At 44.8% G+C, this 20,697-nt stretch carries 17 protein-coding genes; 9 read left to right on the top strand and 8 right to left on the bottom strand.

Translation table 11 applies throughout. From position 1 onward, the window contains the following. Window positions 1–135: 135 nt before the first annotated feature. Window positions 136–1,359 carry a sigma-54-dependent transcriptional regulator gene (locus tag R7035_RS03950; RefSeq protein WP_046875649.1) on the bottom strand — a complete coding sequence of 408 codons (1,224 nt, stop codon included), beginning with the start codon at window positions 1,357–1,359 and terminating at the stop codon, window positions 136–138. Then, on the bottom strand, window positions 1,352–3,226 hold the full coding sequence (locus R7035_RS03945; protein ID WP_017634535.1) for an ATP-binding protein: 1,875 nt from the start codon (window positions 3,224–3,226) through the stop codon (window positions 1,352–1,354). The genes R7035_RS03950 and R7035_RS03945 overlap by 8 nt, the downstream gene beginning before the upstream one ends. 115 nt (window positions 3,227–3,341) lie before the next feature. Between R7035_RS03945 and pdxH the strand changes: the two genes are divergently transcribed. Then, window positions 3,342–3,977 (top strand): pyridoxamine 5'-phosphate oxidase, encoded by a 636-nt coding sequence (pdxH, locus tag R7035_RS03940; protein WP_005374570.1) that lies wholly within the window; start codon window positions 3,342–3,344, stop codon window positions 3,975–3,977. 73 nt (window positions 3,978–4,050) lie between these two features. Here the strand turns inward: pdxH and R7035_RS03935 are convergent, their stop codons facing one another. Continuing rightward, the gene (locus R7035_RS03935) at window positions 4,051–4,770 is read right to left on the bottom strand and encodes a PAS domain-containing protein (RefSeq protein ID WP_017820063.1); all 720 of its coding nucleotides are present in this window, start codon (window positions 4,768–4,770) and stop codon (window positions 4,051–4,053) included. Window positions 4,771–5,742: 972 nt separating this feature from the next. Between R7035_RS03935 and R7035_RS03930 the strand changes: the two genes are divergently transcribed. The 4 genes from R7035_RS03930 (at window position 5,743) to putP (ending at window position 12,441) form a co-directional block, all read left to right on the top strand. After that, window positions 5,743–6,555 carry an AraC family transcriptional regulator gene (locus R7035_RS03930; protein ID WP_046875650.1) on the top strand — a complete coding sequence of 271 codons (813 nt, stop codon included), beginning with the start codon at window positions 5,743–5,745 and terminating at the stop codon, window positions 6,553–6,555. 405 nt (window positions 6,556–6,960) lie between these two features. After that, window positions 6,961–10,092 carry a bifunctional proline dehydrogenase/L-glutamate gamma-semialdehyde dehydrogenase PutA gene (gene putA / locus R7035_RS03925; protein WP_169628478.1) on the top strand — a complete coding sequence of 1,044 codons (3,132 nt, stop codon included), beginning with the start codon at window positions 6,961–6,963 and terminating at the stop codon, window positions 10,090–10,092. 11 nt (window positions 10,093–10,103) lie between these two features. Continuing rightward, window positions 10,104–10,811 (top strand): 1-pyrroline-5-carboxylate dehydrogenase, encoded by a 708-nt coding sequence (locus R7035_RS03920; RefSeq protein ID WP_006740880.1) that lies wholly within the window; start codon window positions 10,104–10,106, stop codon window positions 10,809–10,811. Between the two features lie 136 nt (window positions 10,812–10,947). Continuing rightward, on the top strand, window positions 10,948–12,441 hold the full coding sequence (gene putP / locus R7035_RS03915) for a sodium/proline symporter PutP (protein ID WP_005374582.1): 1,494 nt from the start codon (window positions 10,948–10,950) through the stop codon (window positions 12,439–12,441). A gap of 124 nt (window positions 12,442–12,565) precedes the next feature. On the opposite strand, the gene R7035_RS03910 is transcribed toward putP, so the two are convergent. Next, window positions 12,566–13,099 (bottom strand): GNAT family N-acetyltransferase, encoded by a 534-nt coding sequence (locus R7035_RS03910; RefSeq protein ID WP_017820066.1) that lies wholly within the window; start codon window positions 13,097–13,099, stop codon window positions 12,566–12,568. A 148-nt stretch (window positions 13,100–13,247) separates the two neighbouring features. Between R7035_RS03910 and R7035_RS03905 the strand changes: the two genes are divergently transcribed. After that, window positions 13,248–13,487, top strand: a complete 240-nt coding sequence (locus R7035_RS03905) for an RNA recognition motif domain-containing protein (protein ID WP_005374587.1) — start codon at window positions 13,248–13,250, stop codon at window positions 13,485–13,487. A gap of 91 nt (window positions 13,488–13,578) precedes the next feature. Here the strand turns inward: R7035_RS03905 and R7035_RS03900 are convergent, their stop codons facing one another. Beyond that, window positions 13,579–14,013: a hypothetical protein gene (locus R7035_RS03900; protein ID WP_064355019.1), complete on the bottom strand. Its 435-nt coding sequence runs from the start codon at window positions 14,011–14,013 to the stop codon at window positions 13,579–13,581. Window positions 14,014–14,031: 18 nt separating this feature from the next. Continuing rightward, window positions 14,032–14,565 (bottom strand): GNAT family N-acetyltransferase, encoded by a 534-nt coding sequence (locus R7035_RS03895; RefSeq protein ID WP_085569453.1) that lies wholly within the window; start codon window positions 14,563–14,565, stop codon window positions 14,032–14,034. Window positions 14,566–14,923: 358 nt separating this feature from the next. Between R7035_RS03895 and R7035_RS03890 the strand changes: the two genes are divergently transcribed. Then, complete coding sequence (locus tag R7035_RS03890; RefSeq protein ID WP_005374593.1) at window positions 14,924–15,172, top strand: hypothetical protein; 249 nt, start codon at window positions 14,924–14,926, stop codon at window positions 15,170–15,172. A 292-nt stretch (window positions 15,173–15,464) separates the two neighbouring features. Further along, the gene (locus R7035_RS03885; protein ID WP_005374595.1) at window positions 15,465–15,941 is read left to right on the top strand and encodes an Lrp/AsnC family transcriptional regulator; all 477 of its coding nucleotides are present in this window, start codon (window positions 15,465–15,467) and stop codon (window positions 15,939–15,941) included. A 103-nt stretch (window positions 15,942–16,044) separates the two neighbouring features. On the opposite strand, the gene R7035_RS03880 is transcribed toward R7035_RS03885, so the two are convergent. Both R7035_RS03880 and R7035_RS03875 read right to left on the bottom strand, forming a co-directional pair. Then, a complete protein-coding gene (locus tag R7035_RS03880; RefSeq protein WP_005374596.1) occupies window positions 16,045–16,752 on the bottom strand; it encodes a DUF445 domain-containing protein in 708 nt (235 codons plus the stop codon). A gap of 591 nt (window positions 16,753–17,343) precedes the next feature. Then, entirely contained in the window at window positions 17,344–19,194 is a 1,851-nt protein-coding gene (locus tag R7035_RS03875; protein ID WP_318145973.1) for an ABC transporter ATP-binding protein, read from the bottom strand. Window positions 19,195–19,598: 404 nt separating this feature from the next. On the opposite strand from R7035_RS03875, the gene R7035_RS03870 reads away from it, so the two are divergent. Then, entirely contained in the window at window positions 19,599–20,600 is a 1,002-nt protein-coding gene (locus R7035_RS03870; RefSeq protein ID WP_005383547.1) for an arginine deiminase-related protein, read from the top strand. The last annotated feature ends 97 nt before the right edge of the window (window positions 20,601–20,697 follow it).

The raw sequence follows: 20,697 nt of genomic DNA, 5'->3' as shown, positions 1-20,697 counted from the left end.
ATCTTATTATTATTAACCGATCATGTCAGCATGCTCGGCTAATAAAATATGAGAAGAGGGTTATTCTCTCTTCAAATGAGCTTTCTTACACTTTCTAAATCAAACAAAAGCATAATTAGCGCCGGAGTATAGCTATTACGCCTTGAACTTGGCTTTATCCAACTGATGTTTTTTTAGTTTGTCGTACAAGGTTTTGCGTGATACCTGTAATTCTAGTTGAACCTCTTTGAGTCTGCCGCGATGTCTTTGCAATGCATCGAATAACAAGCAATATTCAAAGTATTCTGTGCGCTGAGTCATACTCTGAATTTCAAGACTTTTCTCACTGTTCCAATCTTCCATTCTAAAAGTATCTGGCTTGAGGGCACGAAGTTCAGCAAATTGGCGTAGCTGCTTAACGTTTTCTGGCCATTCGAGACTGGTGAGGTGTTTGACCTCTTCTAGGCTGATATGTGGCGGCTGTAACTGATATCGACTCGCTGTGTGGCGCACAAAATGCTTGTATAAAGGCCCTATATCTTCCTTTCTTTCATCGAGCGTCGGTAAGTGAATTAGAGTCGCCAGGGATTTTAGAGGTGGCTCGGCTTGGGTGGTCGCGCCAAAAACACGTTCAAGTTTTGGGTGCTTGAACAAGTATTCCCATTGCTCAAATGATACATGCTCTGCGCTATGTAAGTACAAACAGCAGTGGCGTTTTCCTTCACTTAAGCGGTGTATGGCTTTGTCGAGCGCTTCTAATGAAAGCTCATAGAGGTCTTCACCAGAAGCGGCGATTAGCTCACTATCCGGTGTTGCATGTATGTCGTGGGCAAATTGTGCGGCGAGCCGGCGACCTGTACCATCTTGACCTACAAAAATGAGCGGCTGGCTTGTAGGCGCACTGATCAAGGCGCGACGAATACTAACCATGGCCTTACTGTGACCAATCATTTTCGGACCAACATGAGTTTGCATGTCGAGCTCTTTCTTAAGCCAGATGTTTTCTTGCAACAAGTTCAGTTTATCGCTGGCATTGTTGAGCGATTTCATGAGCTGTTCCGTTGAAAACGGTTTTTCTAGAAAGTCGTACGCGCCGCTTTTCATCGCATCTACTGCGGTTTTCACATCTCCATGTCCAGTAAGTACGATGAATTGAAAGTGATCGTTTTTGCTTCGCAAAGTTCGCATAAACTCCAAGCCATCCATCACGGGCATATGGATATCGGTAATGATAATCGCAGGCGTATTTGAGTCGATTACGCGTAAGGCTTCTACTGCGTTTGGTAAGCAGGTGACGTCTATCCCTTCAATCAGCAGGGCTTGAGACACGGCATCACGAATGTGTGGTTCGTCATCAACAAAGAAAACTGGGTTATTCATGGTCGTTTTCCACTTCTGGGGTACGTTTATTCTGATTGACTATTGGTAGCGTCACGATAAAGGTCATCCCTCCTGCTTGTTGTTCTGTGTTCTGATGTTTATAGGCACAGAGGGAGCCGTGATAGCTCTCTATAATCCGCTTGGAGATTGTTAAACCTAATCCAAGACCCTCCGGCTTAGTCGTAAAAAATGGGTCGAACACTTTTGCTAGGGCTTCGTCTGACATCCCTGGTCCGTTATCGGAAACAAGAATGTCGCAACTGTCATCATGACACTGAACAGCAATGGATATTTGCGGATCGATACAGTGGTTTTCCATCGCTTGTGCGGCGTTGTGGAAGAGGTTTATCAGCACTTGTTCTAATTCAACGCTGTGAATGGCCAGCTTCACATCATAGTCGATGGCCGGAACTTTTAGTGTTACTCCTTGCTTAATAAGCTTGTTGCTCAAAATGCTGGTGGCAGTATGTACCGCGTCGTGCAGTACTGAGATTTCATTGTGTGAATCGTGCGTGGCTTTCCGAGTAAAGACTTTTAAGCGGGCAATGACTTCCGAAATGGTGTCATTGAGTGTCAGCATTTTGCCCAAATTGTCAGCGACCATTGGGTATTTTTCCATTGCCAACAAACGCTGCGAGTTTTCGGTATAGGTTCTTAGTGCGGAAAGTGGCTGATTTATCTCATGATTAATACTGGCTGATAGCTCGCCCAACAGTGCCAATTTCGCGGCTTGCGTCAGTTCTTGTTGTGTTTGTTTAAGCTCTTGTTGGCTTTGCTCATATTGGCGGATGGTCTGTTGTAGTTTTTGGTTGGCTTCACTCAGAACTAGTGTCCGTTGCACTACTTTTTCTTCTAGGCTCACATTGAGATGGGCAAGGCGTGCTTTGTTAACTAGGGTTTGGAACCACGCTAACGCAATTAGAGCAATGAGCGCATATAAGATCAGGAAGACGATATCGGCCTGTAAAACGGCGGCAAGAACGCTGTTGTGGTTAATTAAGGCAACGACGCGAAACCCTTTATCCAATAAGTGTGTTGCGTATGCGAGGTAATTCGGTGATAGAAGCAATTGATTGTCATCAAACTCCGTGACACCACTGTGTGCCGTTAACTCACCAAAATATTCGGGTAAGGTATCGCCATATTGACGCGTTTCGGTAAGTTCATTTATTGCACTCGATGACAGTGGGAAAAGTGCACGATAGCGCCAGTCTGGTAAATTGCTCATAAACACGACATTGTGTTTATCTGTAATGAGTACGTCAGTCGTGGTTTGCGAAAGGCGCTGTTCTAATTGCTCCAAATTCACTTTTACTGTGATCACGCCAACGACTTCCTCATTTACCCACAGCGGAGATGAGAAGAAGTACCCACGTTTATTCGAGCGTACGCCTAATCCAACGTATTGAGCGGGCTCACCGCGTCGCGCATTTTTAAAATAGGGGCGATAGCTAAAGCTAGAGCCAACAAACGTATCTTCTTGCTGAAAGTTACTTGAGGCTATGACTAACCCGGTACGGTCATGAACGTAAATCGTATCGGCCAAACTTTGCTTCAACCAATCTGATAACAGTAGGTTGAGCTCTTGAGAGGGCGTTCCGCGCTCGACTGCTTTGAGTAGTCTTGGGTCGTGACTTAATAGGTTTGGTATCTGTTCAAACTTTGCCAGTTCGTAGTCCACTTCTTGTGATACTTGCGCGGCTTGTCTCTCTAGCTTTTGTTGCCATTGATCATGTTGGTATTGAGTTGCGTAATGATGAGTAAGCGCAAGCCCTGAAATGCCAACGGCACACAGTAGCAGTAAAAAATGACGTAGGGCTTTGGGGTTGAGTAAGTTCACGATCGGCTCACTGGTTTTTTGTGTCATGGTATCAAATGACGCACTGTGATGCTGTGAGCGGCAACGATAACAAGCACAATGATGTCCTTGTATTTCCTCAGTATCGGGAGCACAATCGACAAAAACGAGTGAAGGAGTAAAGATGGAACTTGCTGATATTCGTCGTGAGTACACCAAAGGTGGGCTGCGTCGTAAAGATTTGAAAGCTGATCCTATTGATCAATTTAATCTGTGGCTAGAGCAAGCAGTTGAAGCGGGTTTAACGGACCCGACTGCGATGACAGTTGCAACGGTTGATGAAAATGGCATGCCGTTTCAACGCATTGTTCTATTGAAAAACGTCGACAAAGATGGTTTTGTGTTTTACACCAACCTAGGCAGTCGCAAGGCCCAGCAGCTAGAGCATAACAGCAATATTAGTTTGCACTTCCCTTGGCATCCGTTAGAGCGCCAAGTTCATATTACTGGTGTGGCTGAAAAGCTTACCGCCGTAGAGAATATGAAATACTTTACTTCTCGTCCTAAAGAGAGCCAGTTGGCCGCAATCGCGAGCAAACAAAGTAGCCGTATTTCTGCCAGAGGTGTGTTGGAAGGTAAGTTTTTAGAGCTAAAACAGAAGTTTGCTAAGGGTGAAATACCAGTACCAACCTTTTGGGGTGGCTTTCGCGTAAAACCAAAGAGCATCGAATTTTGGCAAGGTGGCGAACATCGCCTTCACGATCGTTTTCTTTTCTCCCAGCATGATGGAAGTTGGGACATTGATCGTTTAGCGCCATAGGCTTATGGTCCCTCATGAATAAACAAACACCGCCGAATTGGGGCGGTGTTTTTGTAGGTAGAAGCGATGCGAATTATCGCTCTCCATTCAACACAACCGATAATTGATGCTTAAGCAGCGTTTTGGGTACAACAGAGCCGTAGCCTGCTTCCATTGCTTTATCTATTAGCTCGTTCTTGCTGTTCGCTGCAAACTTATTACGTAAGCGTGCGACGTGACCTTCAACGGTTTTTGTTGATATGCCCATGACCTGAGAGATAAATTGAGGCTTTTTGCCATAGAGCAAGAGGAAAAGCGTTTCTTGCTCGCGGCATGTGAGCTTCTCTGGTTTTGGTTGTAAGTCAGAAAAACGAAAGATGGATTGTTGATTTGGGTTGGTACTGATTGCACGACAAACCCAATACCCGACTTCAATCACGGCGGTGTCGGTGAGTTCCCTTCCGTAGAAAATGGTGCCTACGATGTCGCCTTTGTCATCTCGCCACGGTGTTTTAGTAAATATATGTGCTCGCCAGCGGCCATCTGGATAAGGGTGGATATCCAGAATTTTGAGTGACTCGCCAGTTTCGAGAACGTGTTTATCTTGGCGTTGAAATTCTTGCGCGCATTCAGTGGTTGGGCTGGCCATATCAAAATCAGTTTTACCCAAGCACTCCTCGGGCGATGTGTGCCCTAACAGTTCTGCGTATTCCTGGTTTACGTATAGGAATACCGAATCTTTATCTTTGCATCCCCAACAACCTGGTAGCTGTTTAAGGAGGGATTGTTCTATGGTATCGACTGAAATATTCACAAAAGGACTCACTACATACTGCTTATACCAATACAGAGACGTCCGTGTTATATGGCTCGTATTGATGTTGCCAAGTAGGCAGTTACGTTGCTAGAACACGTTCGTTGATTGGCGCTCAATCCAATTAAATTCATGGTGTTCGATGTTTTCGTCAGGTAGTCATAGACAACGACGGAATGGAACGAAGAGTTTAATTGGGAAAATGGTCTGTTTCATTACAGATATGTGCGCTCACGGATGTCCGCCTAATGTTCGGCTTACAACTCGTATCGTCCTTGATCATGCTTCCTACAACTCAGTTGTAATGTGGTTGACGTTCATATCACTTGTGAGTGAAAGAGCAGCACCTAAGCATATGAGAGGGACAGTGAGACAAAAGCTATGATATCAGCTTATGCCATTGTTTTCATTGTTGAGAAGCGAAAAAAAAGCCAGCCTGAAGACGGGCTGGCAACACAAGATATAATCTTGTCGACGTGTAGAAGAGGTTCTAAATTACCTAGCGAGGGTCTGCTAAGTAAGTTAGAGGTATCAATGAGATACCGAGAGCTTTAGATCGTATGCATCTTAAAGCTCGATAACTAATGTATTGAATCAGAAGCATATTAGTAAGGGGGGAAATCCCTCTATGTTGAGTTTAAGCGTGGGTTTCGATCCGTTTCAGGGACGACCTATCTAATATGGAGCACGATGTTTTACAAAATAACGGATTGTTCGGTAATAAGGATCTTTACATTGATTGATTATGCATACGTAAGGTGTTGCCTATCTATCCGTTTTTGTTAATAAAATTGGTTGCTCACTGACCGTAAATTAACCTCGCATGATCATCGTTCCGGAACTATGATCATGTAAATGAACTTGATCATGCTGATTTGATCTTGTCGATTGAGTTGGGTAAAAGTTGCAACCCAACAAAGAAGGTATATGATGCGAAGACGTAAGCTGACGGTGTAAAGACGACTGTTTAAAATGAGTGACTCCGATAACCAAAAAATCCTTTCATATCAAGAGATTATGCTGCCAAAGCCGGCGGAGCTGATCACACTTCCGTCTTATATGGATTGCCACGATCATTCTTATACGCAGATCGTGATTGGTTTAAAAGGGCAAGCCGAATTTGAAGTGCGCGGGCGAGGTAATCTTGTCGGCCCTGGTCAAGGTTGTGTGGTCACCGCATGCTCTGATCATGCTTTCGGTGGCGTCATCAATCAATCGGATATTTTGGTGCTGAATATGCCCAAACCGACAAATGATGATCCTGAAATGCTTCAAAAAATCAATAACCTGGAGAGAGACCATGTCTACTTCCAGTTAGATAGTCAAATTCAGAAGCTGATACAGATGTTGGTTCAGGAAATGCGAAACCATCCGGATGACCTGCTGTTAAGTCGTGCGTGTAACGACACTGTGATTGCGTTAATGCAGCGCCATATCTCGGCATTTGAGACCAGTCGAAAAGAGTCGCGCTTTGATTTGGAGGCGATTGATCGTTACATTGAGCAGCACCTGAATCATAAGATTAGTGTGGCTCAGTTAGCGGGGCGAGTGTTTCTTGGGGAAAGTCAGTTCCATTGCTTGTTTAAAGAGCAGATGGGGATTACACCTCATCAATATGTTCTCGGAAAGCGAATCGACATGGCTCGTGAATTAATCGAGCAAGGTCACCTTTCTTTAGGGCAAATTGCCGAGTTTACTGGCTTCTCAAGCCAGAGTACTTTTACTCATACTTTTACTCGCTTACAGGGAATATCACCTTCCCGTTATAAAAAACAAGTTGGATAACAACGCGTTTTTTAGGTCAAATAATCATCAAATTAGAATAAAGCCATGCACTATGCATGGTTTTTTATGTTTTATTCACGTGATCTATCTCTCGTTTTTTTAAATTCTCTGTTCTTTACAGTAGCTGATATGCCACTTGATCCTACATTTTCTCTTAGAACGAGCTCTTCACAAAAATCTTATTGATATTCTTGATATTTTGTTGTGAATGCAATGAAAAAATTAAAATTTACAACACAAAATATTACCTATTTGAATGTGACTATGTGGATGTTTTGTTATAAAAGCGAGTTTTTGGCAAAAATGTCGTAGTTTTTGACAAGTATTCTTATCGGCCTCAAAATACACTGCCAGCCATTGATAATCCTCGAAGCGGTTTTCGAGGAGTGAGATTGAGGAACACACATGTTTACAGCTACGAACGTGTTGACACCGGAATTTATCGGGCAGCCGCTTGATAAGTTGTGGTCACTGATCTCGCCATTATATATGGTGGACGAGTCTCAATGGCTAGAGCAACTATTGCCACTAGCGACGCCGACAGAGGATGAAAAATCGGCGATCACTACCCAAACGACCCACCTTATCGAAGCCATTCGTGCCGATAAGAAGTCAATCCAGATGATTGATGCTTTATTGCTGGAATACAGCTTAGATACTCAAGAAGGTATCTTGCTGATGTGTCTTGCAGAAGCATTAATGCGCATCCCAGATGCCGCGACAGCAGATTCTTTGATTAAAGATAAGTTGAGTGTCGCAGACTGGAAATCTCACCTGAAAAACTCTGACTCTGTGTTTGTTAACGCATCAACATGGGGCCTTATGCTAACAGGTAAAGTGGTTGGTCTTGGTGAGCAAGGCACCCAGAGCCCAGGTCAGGCTGTAAACCGTCTGGTAAATAAATTCTCTGAGCCCGTGATTCGTAAAGCCATGTATCAGGCAATGAAGATCATGGGTCACCAGTTTGTTCGTGGTCGTACGATCGAAGAAGCGCAGAAGAACGGTCGCCCAATGCGCGACAAAGGTTTCACCTACTCGTTTGATATGTTGGGTGAGGCGGCGTTAACTACAGCGGACGCGAACAAGTACTTCAAAGATTACCTAATGGCGATCGAAGCGGTGGGTCGCGAGACTTACGGTAACGACACCAGTCCAGCGCCTTCGATTTCCATCAAGCTTTCTGCATTACACCCGCGCTACGAAGTCGCAAATGAAGAGCGTGTAATGACAGAGTTGTATGACTCACTAATGCAACTACTAAAACGTGCTATTGAAGTCGACGTTGCAATCACAATCGATGCAGAAGAAGCGGATCGCCTTGAGCTTTCTCTGAAGCTATTTGAGAAAGTGTACCGTAGCGATCTTGTGAAAGGTTGGGGCAAGTTTGGTTTGGTTATTCAAGCCTACTCAAAACGTGCGTTACCAGTCTTGGTGTGGCTAAATGCACTCGCAAAAGAGCAAGGTGACGTTATTCCTCTGCGTTTGGTTAAAGGCGCGTACTGGGACAGCGAAATCAAGTGGTCTCAACAAGCGGGTTATGCAAATTACCCAGTATACACTCGCAAAGAAGCGACGGACGTTGCATACCTAGCTTGTGCTCGTTTCCTACTTAGCGAAGGTGTTCGCGGTAATATCTACCCACAATTTGCAAGCCACAATGCTCACACAGTTACGGCAATTGCTGTCATGGCGGAGCACAAAGAATACGAGTTCCAGCGCCTACATGGTATGGGTGATTCACTGTATAACCATGTTATGAAAATGTACGGTCAGCCAGTACGTATTTATGCTCCTGTCGGTAGCCATGCTGATCTTCTTCCGTACTTGGTTCGTCGTCTGCTTGAAAATGGTGCGAACAGCTCGTTTGTACACCGTCTAGTTGATGCGCGTTGTCCGATTTATGAGTTGACCCACCACCCTGTGGATGTGTTGACGGGTTTTGACACGCTACACAACGACAAAATTCCATTGCCTGCCGATATTTTCCCTGAGCGTAAGAACTCATATGGCGTCAACATTGACATCGACAGTGAAGCGAAGCCATTTGAAGCTCAGGTCGAAAGCTTCATGGACAACCAGTGGGTTGCAGGCCCGGTGATCAATGGTGAGCGCTTTGCCGAAAGCATGATCAAGGAAAATGCGGCTGAGATCATCACCGCACCATACGATCGCCGAATTGAAGTCGGCAAAGTGGCATTTGCAACTCTTGATCACGTTTCCGCTGCAATTGATGCGGCGCAAAGTGCTTTCTCTGATTGGAAAGCCGTTCCTGTTGAGCAAAAAGCGGCTTGTTTAGAAAAGCTTGCTGACTTAATGGAAGAAAATCTGGCTGAGCTGGTGGCGATTTGTCACAAAGAAGCGGGCAAGACGATTCACGATAGTATTGATGAAGTTCGTGAAGCGGTGGATTTCTGTCGTTATTACGCGAAACAAGCGCAAAACCTACAGCCATTTGAGCTAGAAGGTTTTGACGGTGTGAAACGCATTTCTAGCCGTGAAGGTCTTGGTGTGTTTGTGTGTATCAGCCCTTGGAACTTCCCGTTGGCTATCTTCCTTGGTCAGGTAACGGCAGCACTGATTGCAGGTAACACTGTGGTTGCAAAACCTGCTGAGCAAACAAGCTTAATTGCCGCTCGCGCTATTGAACTAATGCTTGATGCTGGCTTCCCTGCTGGTGTGATTCAGTTACTTACTGGTCGCGGCGCTGAGATCGGTCATGCACTGACTTCTCATGATGCCATTGCTGGTGTGGCATTCACTGGTTCAACGGCAACGGCGCAACGCATTAACGTCACGCTTGCGGAGCGCAGCGCGAAACCGGTTCCGTTTATTGCGGAAACAGGTGGTCAAAACGCAATGATCGTGGACAGTACTGCATTGCCAGAGCAGGTGGTGCGTGATGTGATTCGTTCGGCGTTTGCATCTGCAGGTCAGCGTTGTTCTGCCCTTCGTGTTCTATTTGTACAAGAAGATGTAGCAGACCGTATGATCAACCTGATTCAAGGTGCGATGAATGAGCTGCATGTTGGTTTACCTTACCTACACAAAACGGATGTTGGTCCGGTTATCGACAGCAATGCAAAACAAAAACTCCTCGCTCACCTTGAGCAAATGAGCAAAACACAGACTAAAGTCGCTCAGCTCCAGCTGGATGAATCGTGCCAGCATGGTGACTTTGTCTCACCAAGTGCGTTTGAAATCTCGGGCATCGATGTGCTGAAAGAAGAACAATTTGGTCCAATCTTGCACATTGTTCGCTTTAAAGCGTCTGAATTACCGAACGTGGTTGCGCAGATCAACAAAACGGGTTTTGGCTTGACGATGGGTATCCATAGCCGTAACGAAACCACGTATCGTTGGATTGAGAAACATGCTCGAGTAGGTAACTGCTACATCAACCGAGACCAAGTTGGCGCTGTGGTTGGTGTACAGCCGTTTGGTGGTCAAGGCTTGTCGGGTACTGGCCCGAAAGCTGGTGGTCCACACTACCTATTCCGCTTTACTCAACATCTTCTTGCTCAAGCAGAAAACGCATAAGGAGTCGCATTATGGTTCATCAGATCACCTATTTTAAAGATGCATTCTCTGCGTGGGAGCAGTGGAATCTGACTGATTTTGATTACAAATGCGAGCATGTTCTGGCATTTAAATCTGCACTAGAAGGGCAGCAGTCTACCGTTGCCAAAGTGGTTTCTTACCACTTGCAACAAGCATCAACTCTTCTTGCAGAAACTCACCAGTTAGTTGGCCCTACAGGGGAAACTAACGAACTGTATGCCGCAGGACGCGGTGTGGCTTTGGTGATTTGTGAAAACAACATCGAGCCTGCTGATAATGCGTTATACAGTGCTTTTGCGATGATCACCTGTGCCTTAATTGCAGGCAACAGTGTGGTCGTTTGCAGTGACAATGCAGAGCTAAACCAACTGGTTAAGCAAGCTGTAGCGTTGGCAAACTTCCCATCTAACTTAGTCCAGGTTGTTGCGTACGATGCGTCTGCCCCGTTGCTTGAGAGCGATGTACGTAGTGTGGGTTATGTTGGGCGTTCACAGGTTGAGCATGCGCTCAATCTTCAACTAGCTAAGCGTGACGGTGCAATCGTCGGCTTAGTTTCTGAAACGGATTTAGAGTCACCGAAATTGGCTCATGATCCTCATCTCTCGTTGCGCTTCATTACTGAGCGCACTCGAACGATAAATATTACCGCGGTGGGTGGTAACGCAACTCTACTCGAGTTGGGGAACGAAACTCACTAACCTGACTTGTAATGCCAATCTGGAGTAACTGGACTGAGAGCCGGTCCAGATTGGTTTTTTATACTCTGATGTATTGCTGAGACGGTAAAATATCAGGGCAGGCAAGGAAGGAAATAATTATAACGAGGACTATCTAATGATAGAAAATAGCTTTGCTATCACGTCCACTTTTGTGGCGTATTTACTGATTATGGTTGCTATTGGCGTTTACGCGTATAAGAGGACTTCCAATTCATCTGACTACTTCCTAGGTGGCCGTAGCCTAGGTCCGTGGCCTGCTGCATTATCTGCAGGTGCTTCAGACATGAGTGGTTGGTTGCTGCTAGGCTTGCCTGGCTATGCGTACGCTGCGGGTATCGAGGCCTTCTGGTTAGCCGGCGGTCTACTTCTTGGAACATGGGCAAACTGGCTCATCAGTGCAAAACGCCTCCGTACCTACAGTATCCAAACTGACGCGCTAACGTTGCCAGAGTTCCTGTCACGTCGCTTCAACGATAAGTCGAAACTGATTCAGACAATCTCTGCGTTTTTCATTCTTCTATTTTTCCTTTTCTACACCAGCTCAGGTTTGGTCGCAGGGGGCAAACTGTTTGAGACGGTATTCGGTCTAGATTATACCTACGCTGTTATCATCGGTACGGTGTGTGTCGTTTCTTACACACTATTCGGTGGTTTCCTAGCGGTATCTTGGACTGACTTAGTGCAAGGTCTGCTAATGGCGGCTGCGCTAATGATTGTTCCTATAGCGGTAATGGACGGTGGTTTAGGTCAGCTAAGTTCTGATCTACATGACATCAACCCAGAACTTGCAACGCTATGGAATGACGCGAAAGGCGAACCATTGTCTGCGATTGCCATTATCTCTCTAGCGGCGTGGGGCCTTGGTTACTTTGGTCAGCCACACATCCTAGCGCGTTTTAAAGCGTCTCGTTCAAACAAAGATCTAACGACTGCACGTCGTATCGCAGTGATTTGGACGGCACTATCTATGGTTGGTGCAATGCTTGTTGGTCTTGTTGGTCTGGTTTGGGTTACGGGTCATCCGGGTACTCAACTAGAGGACGGTGAGAAGATCTTCATGCTATTGGTTAACGCAGTATTCCACCCTGTCGTTGCGGGTATGTTGTTAGCAGCAATCCTAGCGGCGGTAATGAGTACCGCTGACTCACAGCTCCTTGTTTCATCTTCAGCGCTTGCAGAAGATTTCTACAAGCAAGTATTCAAGCCAGAAGCGTCTTCTGAAGAAATCGTAATGATTGGTCGTATCGGTGTTATCGTTATTTCGCTTGTTGCGCTATTCCTAGCGATGACGCCTGATAGCTCAGTACTCGGTCTTGTATCTTACGCTTGGGCTGGTTTTGGTGCGGCATTTGGTCCTGCGGTTGTACTTAGCCTTTACTGGAGCGGTATGAACCGTAACGGCGCGTTAGCAGGTATTCTTGTTGGTGGTATCACTATCGTAGTTTGGAAGCAGCTAACTGGCGGTTGGTTTGATGTGTACGAAATCGTACCGGGCATCATCTTCTCTACGCTTGCCATCATTGTGGTAAGTAAAGCAACGGGTGGTGCTGCGCAAGACGTGTTAGACCAACACCAGTCGTTCGAGAAAAAACTGGTTGAACTAGACTAGTAACTTCCCGTATATGAACACAAAGCCCGCTATTTTAGCGGGCTTTGTTTTATCTGAAACTTAATTAACGTTAATGGTGGTAGCTTGAGATCAGAGCTTAGCATTGCTCGGTTAGATTGGAGTGTTAGTCGCGACGAATTTTGGCGTAAATAACGGTGTTACTCAGCTCTCCCGATGTGGTAAGACGTTCGTTTCTGAGCTCTCCTTCGAACTCATAACCACAGCGCTCGGCTACAGCCCGGCTCTTTTGGTTGGTGCTATCAGCATGAATTGCGATTCTCTTGGCGCCCAAGTCATCAAACGCATAGCGCTCAACTTCGAGCACAGCCTCGGCAACATAACCATTGCCAACGGCAGCATTATCTAACCAATAACCTATCTCAAAGGATGGTACGTCGGGATCTCGAATCATCAAGCCGACCGCACCCAGTAAGCGATCGCTTTCCTTTTCAATGATGTAGTAACGCAGCTCTTCTTCGAAGTTTTCAAAGTTTGCGATGGCTTTCTCTGTCCCTTCTATCATCGCTTCTAATGTCAGCACATGAGGCACCCACGGCAGATAGACTTCGAGAGTCTTTTGGCTGCGAACGACAGCTTGATGCGCCTCTTCGGCTCGTTCTAAACAAGCAGGGATGAGTTTGAGACGTTTCGTTTCCATGCCGACTCTCCTATGGGTGAAAAATGAACGGAAAATCATTTAAACAGATGTACTTAGAATGATCTAGTCAACGCCGTCATATTATTCACTTGGTTTGCCAGAGAGAAACTGAGAGAATCGAACCGTTATCAAACCAACTAGGTTCATTATGAAACTTTTAGTAAGAAACTTGGCTCGTCACATGACCGAGCAAGATATCCGCAAATTATTCTCAGCGTACGGCAAAGTAGAACTGTGTTCGCTAGTGCTTGATCAAGACACGGGTTTGTCGAAAGGCTTCGGTTTTGTCATCATGCCGGACGAAGCAGAAGCCATTTCTGCTCTTGAAGCACTGAATTTGACGAACGTAGAAAAAAGCAAAATTCGCGTGAAAGTCGCACAAGACTAATACAGAGAAAAGCCAGCGTTATTGCTGGCTTTTTTGTCTTTCTATTTAGAGACCAAATTGGCAACATTCTAGAATGTCTTCTCTTTTCGTTTTAGCGAGATTGATCATCAATTCTCTCTTCAAGTTGTTTCATTAAATCCTTTAACTGTAGAGAATCGAAATTGTTTGAATTCGGCACTTGGTAAGCGTCGTTGACTGTGTAGAGCATCAAGCTTTTGCTAGAGAAGAACTCTTTCTGTATTTGGACTTTGACAATGTCATCAAGAGGTAGACGGAAGTAAACCGTTGAGCCCTGGCGGTACTTCAAGGTGTTGGTGCTTGCATCGATATCTAGCGTTTTAGGATTGAACGCGCGGCGCGTGAAGTACGTTGAGAGCAGTTTCAATCCTATTATTGTGAGTGCTACGAGTCCAAACTCGACGATCTTGTCTGCTAGGTAGGAAAAATAGAACAGCGACAACAATACAGTTCCTAGCAAGAAAGGGTTGTTCTTGGGCAGATTTTGTGAAGTTTCATGGATGATCATCCGACATATCCCTCGACTTTATTCAGAAGCGACGAACGTGAGTTGGTAGACACAAACCTTTCGTTCTTTGCCTTGCATGCGCAATGTTTTGTCACCGATGTAAGGGATATTTAGTTTTTGGATCACCGATTTAGAACGCTGATTGTCCACCAAATGCATCACGGTTATTCCGTTTAACTCAAAGTGCATTCGAGCAAATTCGAGTAAGGCTTTGGAGGCCTCGAATGCATAGCCTTTCCCCCAATGTGGCACGCCAACCCAGTAGCCTAATGTACCGTAGCCCTCTTCGATACGCGGTAAACTCACTGCACCAAGTAACTCCCCAGTGTTTCGCAAGGTAATAGCGTACGCCACGCCTTGATGCTGCTGATACATCGGATCGTGCCTATCTATCCATGCTTGCGCCATCGGTCGCTCATAAGGATGAGGGATGTTTGCTGTCATGTCGGCAATTCGCTTATCTCCAGCGAGTAAAGCCACTTGTTGGCAGTCATCGATATTGAATGGCCGGAGGACGAGTCTTTCGGTAGTGAGAATCGGTTGTATCGTCATGCATTTCTTCCTTGATGAGACGGCTATAGCTGCTAGCAACTGGTTTGCGGGGTAAATCGAGATAACAAGGCGTCTCGAAAGCTCGATCTAGCCAGGCGTGTAGTTGTCATGCGCCTTACTAAATAATAAGCCCGAACAATTGCTTATGTGTAATGTGTCGTATTATTACACACATAAGCACGTTTGCTCATATTGATGGTACAAAAGTTGAGGTCTGACCAATGTCTCAGTTTTTTGATACTTTCGTTCAATTTTTTGAAGATAGGGCACAAAAAATTAAAGGAGCTTTTTAATTGTGGAATTATTTTGAACAAAATATGTCAATTGTCAGTAGGACGAAAAAGTAGGGAGAAGAGAAATGCCGGATATATATTGCGCAGCTTGTAGAAAATCAACGCAACATAAAGTGATTATGAAGCGTTGCGAGCCTCAGTCTGTTGACTCGTTAACAGGCAAAATGGTGAGTTTTACACAGCTGATGGCGAAATTTGTATCAGGTGAACATTATTACGAGATGGAGCCTCAATACTACTGCCGTTGTTGTAATCATCGTGCAATTGGAGAGGTTGTTCCACATCCTACACGGCATACATCGGCCGCACTCTAATTCTGAGTGATAGCCATGATTAATGGCTAAATAGGGCAGTGTTGCCCGAACGACATATCTATACAGGCGTGTCATGCGCTTTCAAATTTGCGACTCCGCGGGAGCCGCTAGGTTGCTTTTTCTCTTCATATCACGGTTACTAAGTGAGCGGCAATAATCATAGCTCTTTCCCTCCTTCGTTGTTTTCTGGTTATTCTCTGCTGAATTTCACATGCTGTGCATTTGATGGTTTGCAATTGTTTGAGCAACGATTAATGTGATGCTTTCTAAGTGGTTACAAGGAAGCGGGTTAATGAGTTATCAATTGGACCGGATTGATTTACATATTTTGAGAGTGCTTCATTCGAGAGGCAGAATTCCGGTTGTAGAACTAGCAAAGCTGATTAACTTAACGACTTCTCCATGTTCTGACCGTGTAAAGCGGCTAGAAAAAGAAGGGTATATCAATGGTTACCATGCAGAGTTGAATGCGGAAAAGTTGGGGCTGGATGTGCAAGTATTCATCCATATTCGTTTAGACCAAACCAGTTTTTCTATTTTTGAAAAGTTTGCGAAAGCGGTGGAATTGATGCCTGAAATTGAAGAGTGCTACTCGCTCTCTGGAGATTTCGATACCATGATAAAAGTTCGTGTTAAGAGCATGAAAGCGTATCAGGAGTTTATGTCGAGTAAGTTAGGCACGCTTCCGGGCGTGATTCAAACTCGTAGTGAAGTGGTCATAGAAGAACATAAAACGGGATTTGGTGTTAATCCCGAGCTCCTTGGTTAGGCGAGGCATGTGTTGAGCCTCCTTATTTAGCGTGGCTTGGTATATTACTTTTTCTCGATTAAAAAAGGAGCCGAAGCTCCTTTTTTAATAAATCGGTGAGCGATTATGCCCCGATAAAGGTACTGATAACGCCAATTAAACCACCAAAAACACCGCCCCAAACGACTAGCCAGCCAAGGTGTTCTTTGATCATCTTTTGCACCATTTCTTTAACTAATGCCGGTGTTAATTCGCTTAAACGTTGATCGATGATACCTTCAATGTTCTGCTTTATCTCATCCATCATTGCAGGAGATTCGAATTGCTCTTTCAGTGCTTCTTTGATGTTATCGCTCTTGCTCAACTCAATGATGGATTCTTGCATCTTTTCGACGAAAGGTTGGCGCATGGGTTGTAGCGCTTCCGAGCCGCCAAACATCGCTAGCATGCCACCAAACTGAGAGCCTTCAATTACTTCCACTAGGGAATCAAATGCTGGATTTAAATCTACTTTCTCAATTACTGGTTGAAGATCGATGTTCACACCGCCCGCCATTTCTTTATTCAAGAATCGGTCAATGTTCGCTTCAGTAAAAAACTGTTCCATCATCAGGTTTTTGATAGCCAGTTTAAACTCTTCAAATCGCGCGGGGATCACGCCAGAACCGTATAATCCAGGCACTTTCTCAAACAGCATATGGATGGCAAGCCAGTTGGTGATGGCGCCTGAGAACGCAAACAGCCCTGCATACCAAAGATAGTCGTTTTGTAATTGATGACCTCCAGCCATCAAAGCGATAGCGAGGACATTCGTTAGCAAACTTTTGTTCATAGTGACCAGTTATATATGAATATCGGAAAGAATAAGTGGGCCTGATTCTATACCTAAGTCACATTAAGATGCTAGGTTTTGCCGTGATGAGTAGTCTTGTAGCAAAGGGAAAAAAATGAATGCTCGGAAAAACAAAACCCGACAATCATTGTCGGGCCACTGCTTTTTCTTAGAAAAACTAAGATTCTATTTTTAATTTTAGATGCGGTAGATCTTACAACAAAGTTGGCATTTCCATCTTTCTGAGTAGCCAAATAGCTTGTCAGCCCAACTTGGTTTGAGTTGTACGATCTGCATTGAACCACATTTACACATAAGCTAATTACCTTATTGTTAATATAATAACTAAGCCATCTATTGAGTATAGCTGTTTCTCAAAAAGTGAAATGACAAATGAAGACGGCTCAATACTCTGTATTGTGTTCATTGCAATGGATACGCAACGAGGCGGTATATTAGCAGAAAAAGTGTGAGCTTTATCATGGAGAGTGTTTCATATATGAGAAACCACAATGGCTATATGAGCATCTAGCCATGGATTTAAATAAAAAACGGCGCTTAAAGCGCCGTTTTTATTGAGCTTATCACTCGTTAAGAAGCGTGTTGATTGTCTAGTTCTTCAGCGATAAATCCGCCAGTTTGATGCGCCCAAAGCTGGGCGTAAATGCCGTTATTCGCAATGAGTTCTTGATGAGAACCTTGTTCAACGATGCTGCCTTTATCTAGCACGATGAGGCGATCCATTTGTGCGATGGTCGATAATCGGTGAGCGATAGCAATAACCGTTTTCCCTTGCATTAATTCATTCAAGCTTTCCTGAATCGCTGCTTCGACTTCTGAATCCAGAGCCGATGTGGCTTCATCCAGTACCAGCAATGGTGCGTCTTTGAGTAGCACACGAGATATTGCGATACGCTGACGTTGGCCGCCAGACAGTTTTACACCACGTTCACCAACTTGCGCATCGTATCCGGCATTACCAAATGGGTCGGTCAGAGTTTCGATAAACTCATGGGCATGCGCTTGCTTAGTGGCTTTCAGCAAATCTTCTTCTGTCGCATCTGGATTGCCATACAAAATATTGTCTCGAATTGAACGGTGTAGCAGAGAAGTATCTTGGGTCACCATACCGATCTTTGAACGCAAAGAGTCTTGTGTGACTTCTGAGATGTTCTGTCCATCGATCTTAATGCTGCCGTCTTCGACATTGTGGAAACGAAGTAACAAGTTCACCAAAGTCGATTTTCCGGCGCCGGAGCGCCCAACCAAGCCTACTTTCTCTCCTGGTTTGATGTTGAGATCGAGATGGCTAATTACGCCTTTGTTCTCACCGTAATGGAAGCTGACGTTATCAAAGTGAATGCCACCTTCAGTGACTACTAAGTCTTTTGCACCTGGTTTATCTTTAATATCAATAGGCTTAGAGAGCGTTTTCATTCCATCGACAACGGTTCCCATGTTTTCAAAGAGGGCGCCAACTTCCCACATTATCCACATCGACATACCGTTTACGCGCAATGCAAGACTAACAGCAATCGCAATCGCGCCAACGCTAATGGCACTATCCAACCACAGGTAAATCGATAAAGCAGCAACGGAAAACACCAAAATATAGTTTGAGATCTCTACAGCGACGTCGAAGCCGGTCACTAGGCGCATTTGACGATAGACCGTATTCAAAAATCCTTTCATGCCTTGCTCGGCATATTGGGTTTCGCGCTGGCTATGAGAAAACAGTTTGACGGTTTGAATATTGGTATAACTGTCGACGATGCGCCCTGTCATTGTCGAACGTGCATCGGCCTGCGCTGAAGCGACGTCTTTGAGCTTAGGGACAAAATAGATTTGGATAGCGATGTAAGCGAGTAACCAGACGATCATTGGGATCATCAAACGCCAGTCTGCCGTCGCTAACATAATGATCATGCTGGTGAAGTAAACCGTAACGTAAACAAATACATCCATAGCTTTCATTACGGTTTCGCGCACAGCTAATGAGGTTTGCATGACTTTCGTTGCGACTCGACCTGCAAAATCATCTTGATAGAAGTTCAAGCTTTGATTGAGCAAATACCGGTGTGCAAGCCAGCGGATAGACATTGGGTAGTTGCCCAATAACGTTTGATGAACGAGCAACGAGTACAAGATCACCAATATAGGCATGACAACCAGCAATAAGGCTCCGTAGAAAATCAAATCCGATTTGTTGTCTTGTAAGAACGTTTCTGGATTGCTGGTAGACAACCAATCAACCAATTGTCCCATCGCGCCAAACAACATTACCTCAACAACAGCCACAATTGTGGCCATCAAAGACATGATGACCAAAGGCTTTTCATAACCACGAGTGTAATAACGCAGAAAAGCGAACATCCCTGAAGGAGGCTGATCCGGTGTAGATTTGGGGAACGGCTCTGTAAAGCCTTCAAATCGTTTAAACATAACTCATCCTAAAGTTAAAACAGTGCCATTTGGGGTGGCTAAATCCATCGATTCACGCTGCTTTGGACGAAACCGCGTGTATGAGAGTTTTTTGCCTGCTCCTCGATAAAGCAGACCGATTGACGAGAGGGGCGAAAAAATAGTCTAACCGATTGTGTCTTAAATGTAACTAGTTGGTTATGAGTGTGATTGTCTATGGTTCTGATTCTTATGATGAATTCTTATCATGTTCATCGTGGTGCCATAAAAGCTTAAACCTGCAAAGTGACAATAAAATTTAAGGAAAAATGAACTTAATGCAGCAAAAATTACTTTTGTGCAATTAAATTAATTGTCAAAACAGCAAAACTGAAGTTAACAATAAATTTACAATCTCCTCATTCTAGTGATAAGGAATGTATTGGATGCTATTACACGAATCAGTGACCCAATTTGCTAATGGGAAAGAAGAAAGCACGCAAAGTGCTCAGCGCCAAACCGCAAACTGCGTAGTGATGGTGCCACCGAAAGAGTTTCGTTTTAATGAAGAAACCGCACAAGATAATGAGTTCCAACATAAAGTGTCACTCAGCCAAGAAGAAGTCTCACGTCGAGTAATGGCCGAGTTCGCGAGTATGGTTGCAACGCTGCGTCAAGAGGGCGTTCAAGTTGTTGAGTTTGATTATCCAACTTCAGATGTTGCGACGCCAGACGCGGTATTTCCAAACAATTGGTTTAGCACTACGCCAGATGGCACGTTGTACACCTTTCCAATGGCCTGTGAAAACCGTCAAAAAGAAGTACGTCCCGATGCGCTTGTGGCAGCACTAGCGCAAGCTGGGCGAGAAGTTCATCGACGCAGCAGTCTAACTGAATATCTTGATGAGCAAGCGTATTTAGAAAGCACGGGTGTGATGGTGTTTGACCACCTAAATAAAACGGTCTACGCCGCACTCTCACAACGTTGTGATCGTCTGGTTTTAGAAGATTACGCCGATCGTATTGGCTATGAACGAGTGATTTCTTTCCAAACTCGTTTGCCATCTGGTGCGCCGATTTATCACACCAATGTGATGATGGCGGTTGGCGAACAGTTTTGCGTGATTTGTGACGAAGTGATCCCAGAATTTGAGCGTCGTTTTGTAATGAAGTCACTCGCCAAAGACAAGCAAGTCATCTCAATTTCGCTTGAGCAGATGAACCAGTTCTGCGGTAACATTCTGCAACTGGAAACGATCAACGGCGATAAGGTGATTGCGATGTCGCAATCGGCGTACGATGCATTTTCACCAGCACAAAGAAACCAATTGGCAACGCACGGTAAATTGCTGCCATTCGACGTTTCTACCATAGAATCTATTGGTGGTGGTTCGGTTCGTTGCATGTTGGGTGAAGTGTTCTTACCGAATCGTAAAGCTGTGCTTTAATAAACTGCACATTTCTTTTCAGCCGCAGTGAAAGGCTGATGAAGCGTTCTCTTCAAGGGTTTTTAGCCGTTAGCTCTGTGGCAGTACAGACTAACGG

It is taken from the genome of Vibrio sp. 1731 (assembly GCF_033339955.1).
Lineage (GTDB): Bacteria > Pseudomonadota > Gammaproteobacteria > Enterobacterales > Vibrionaceae > Vibrio > Vibrio alginolyticus.
The sequence above is the reverse complement of the archived record's forward strand: the minus strand, read 5'-3'. Positions and strand labels throughout refer to the sequence as shown.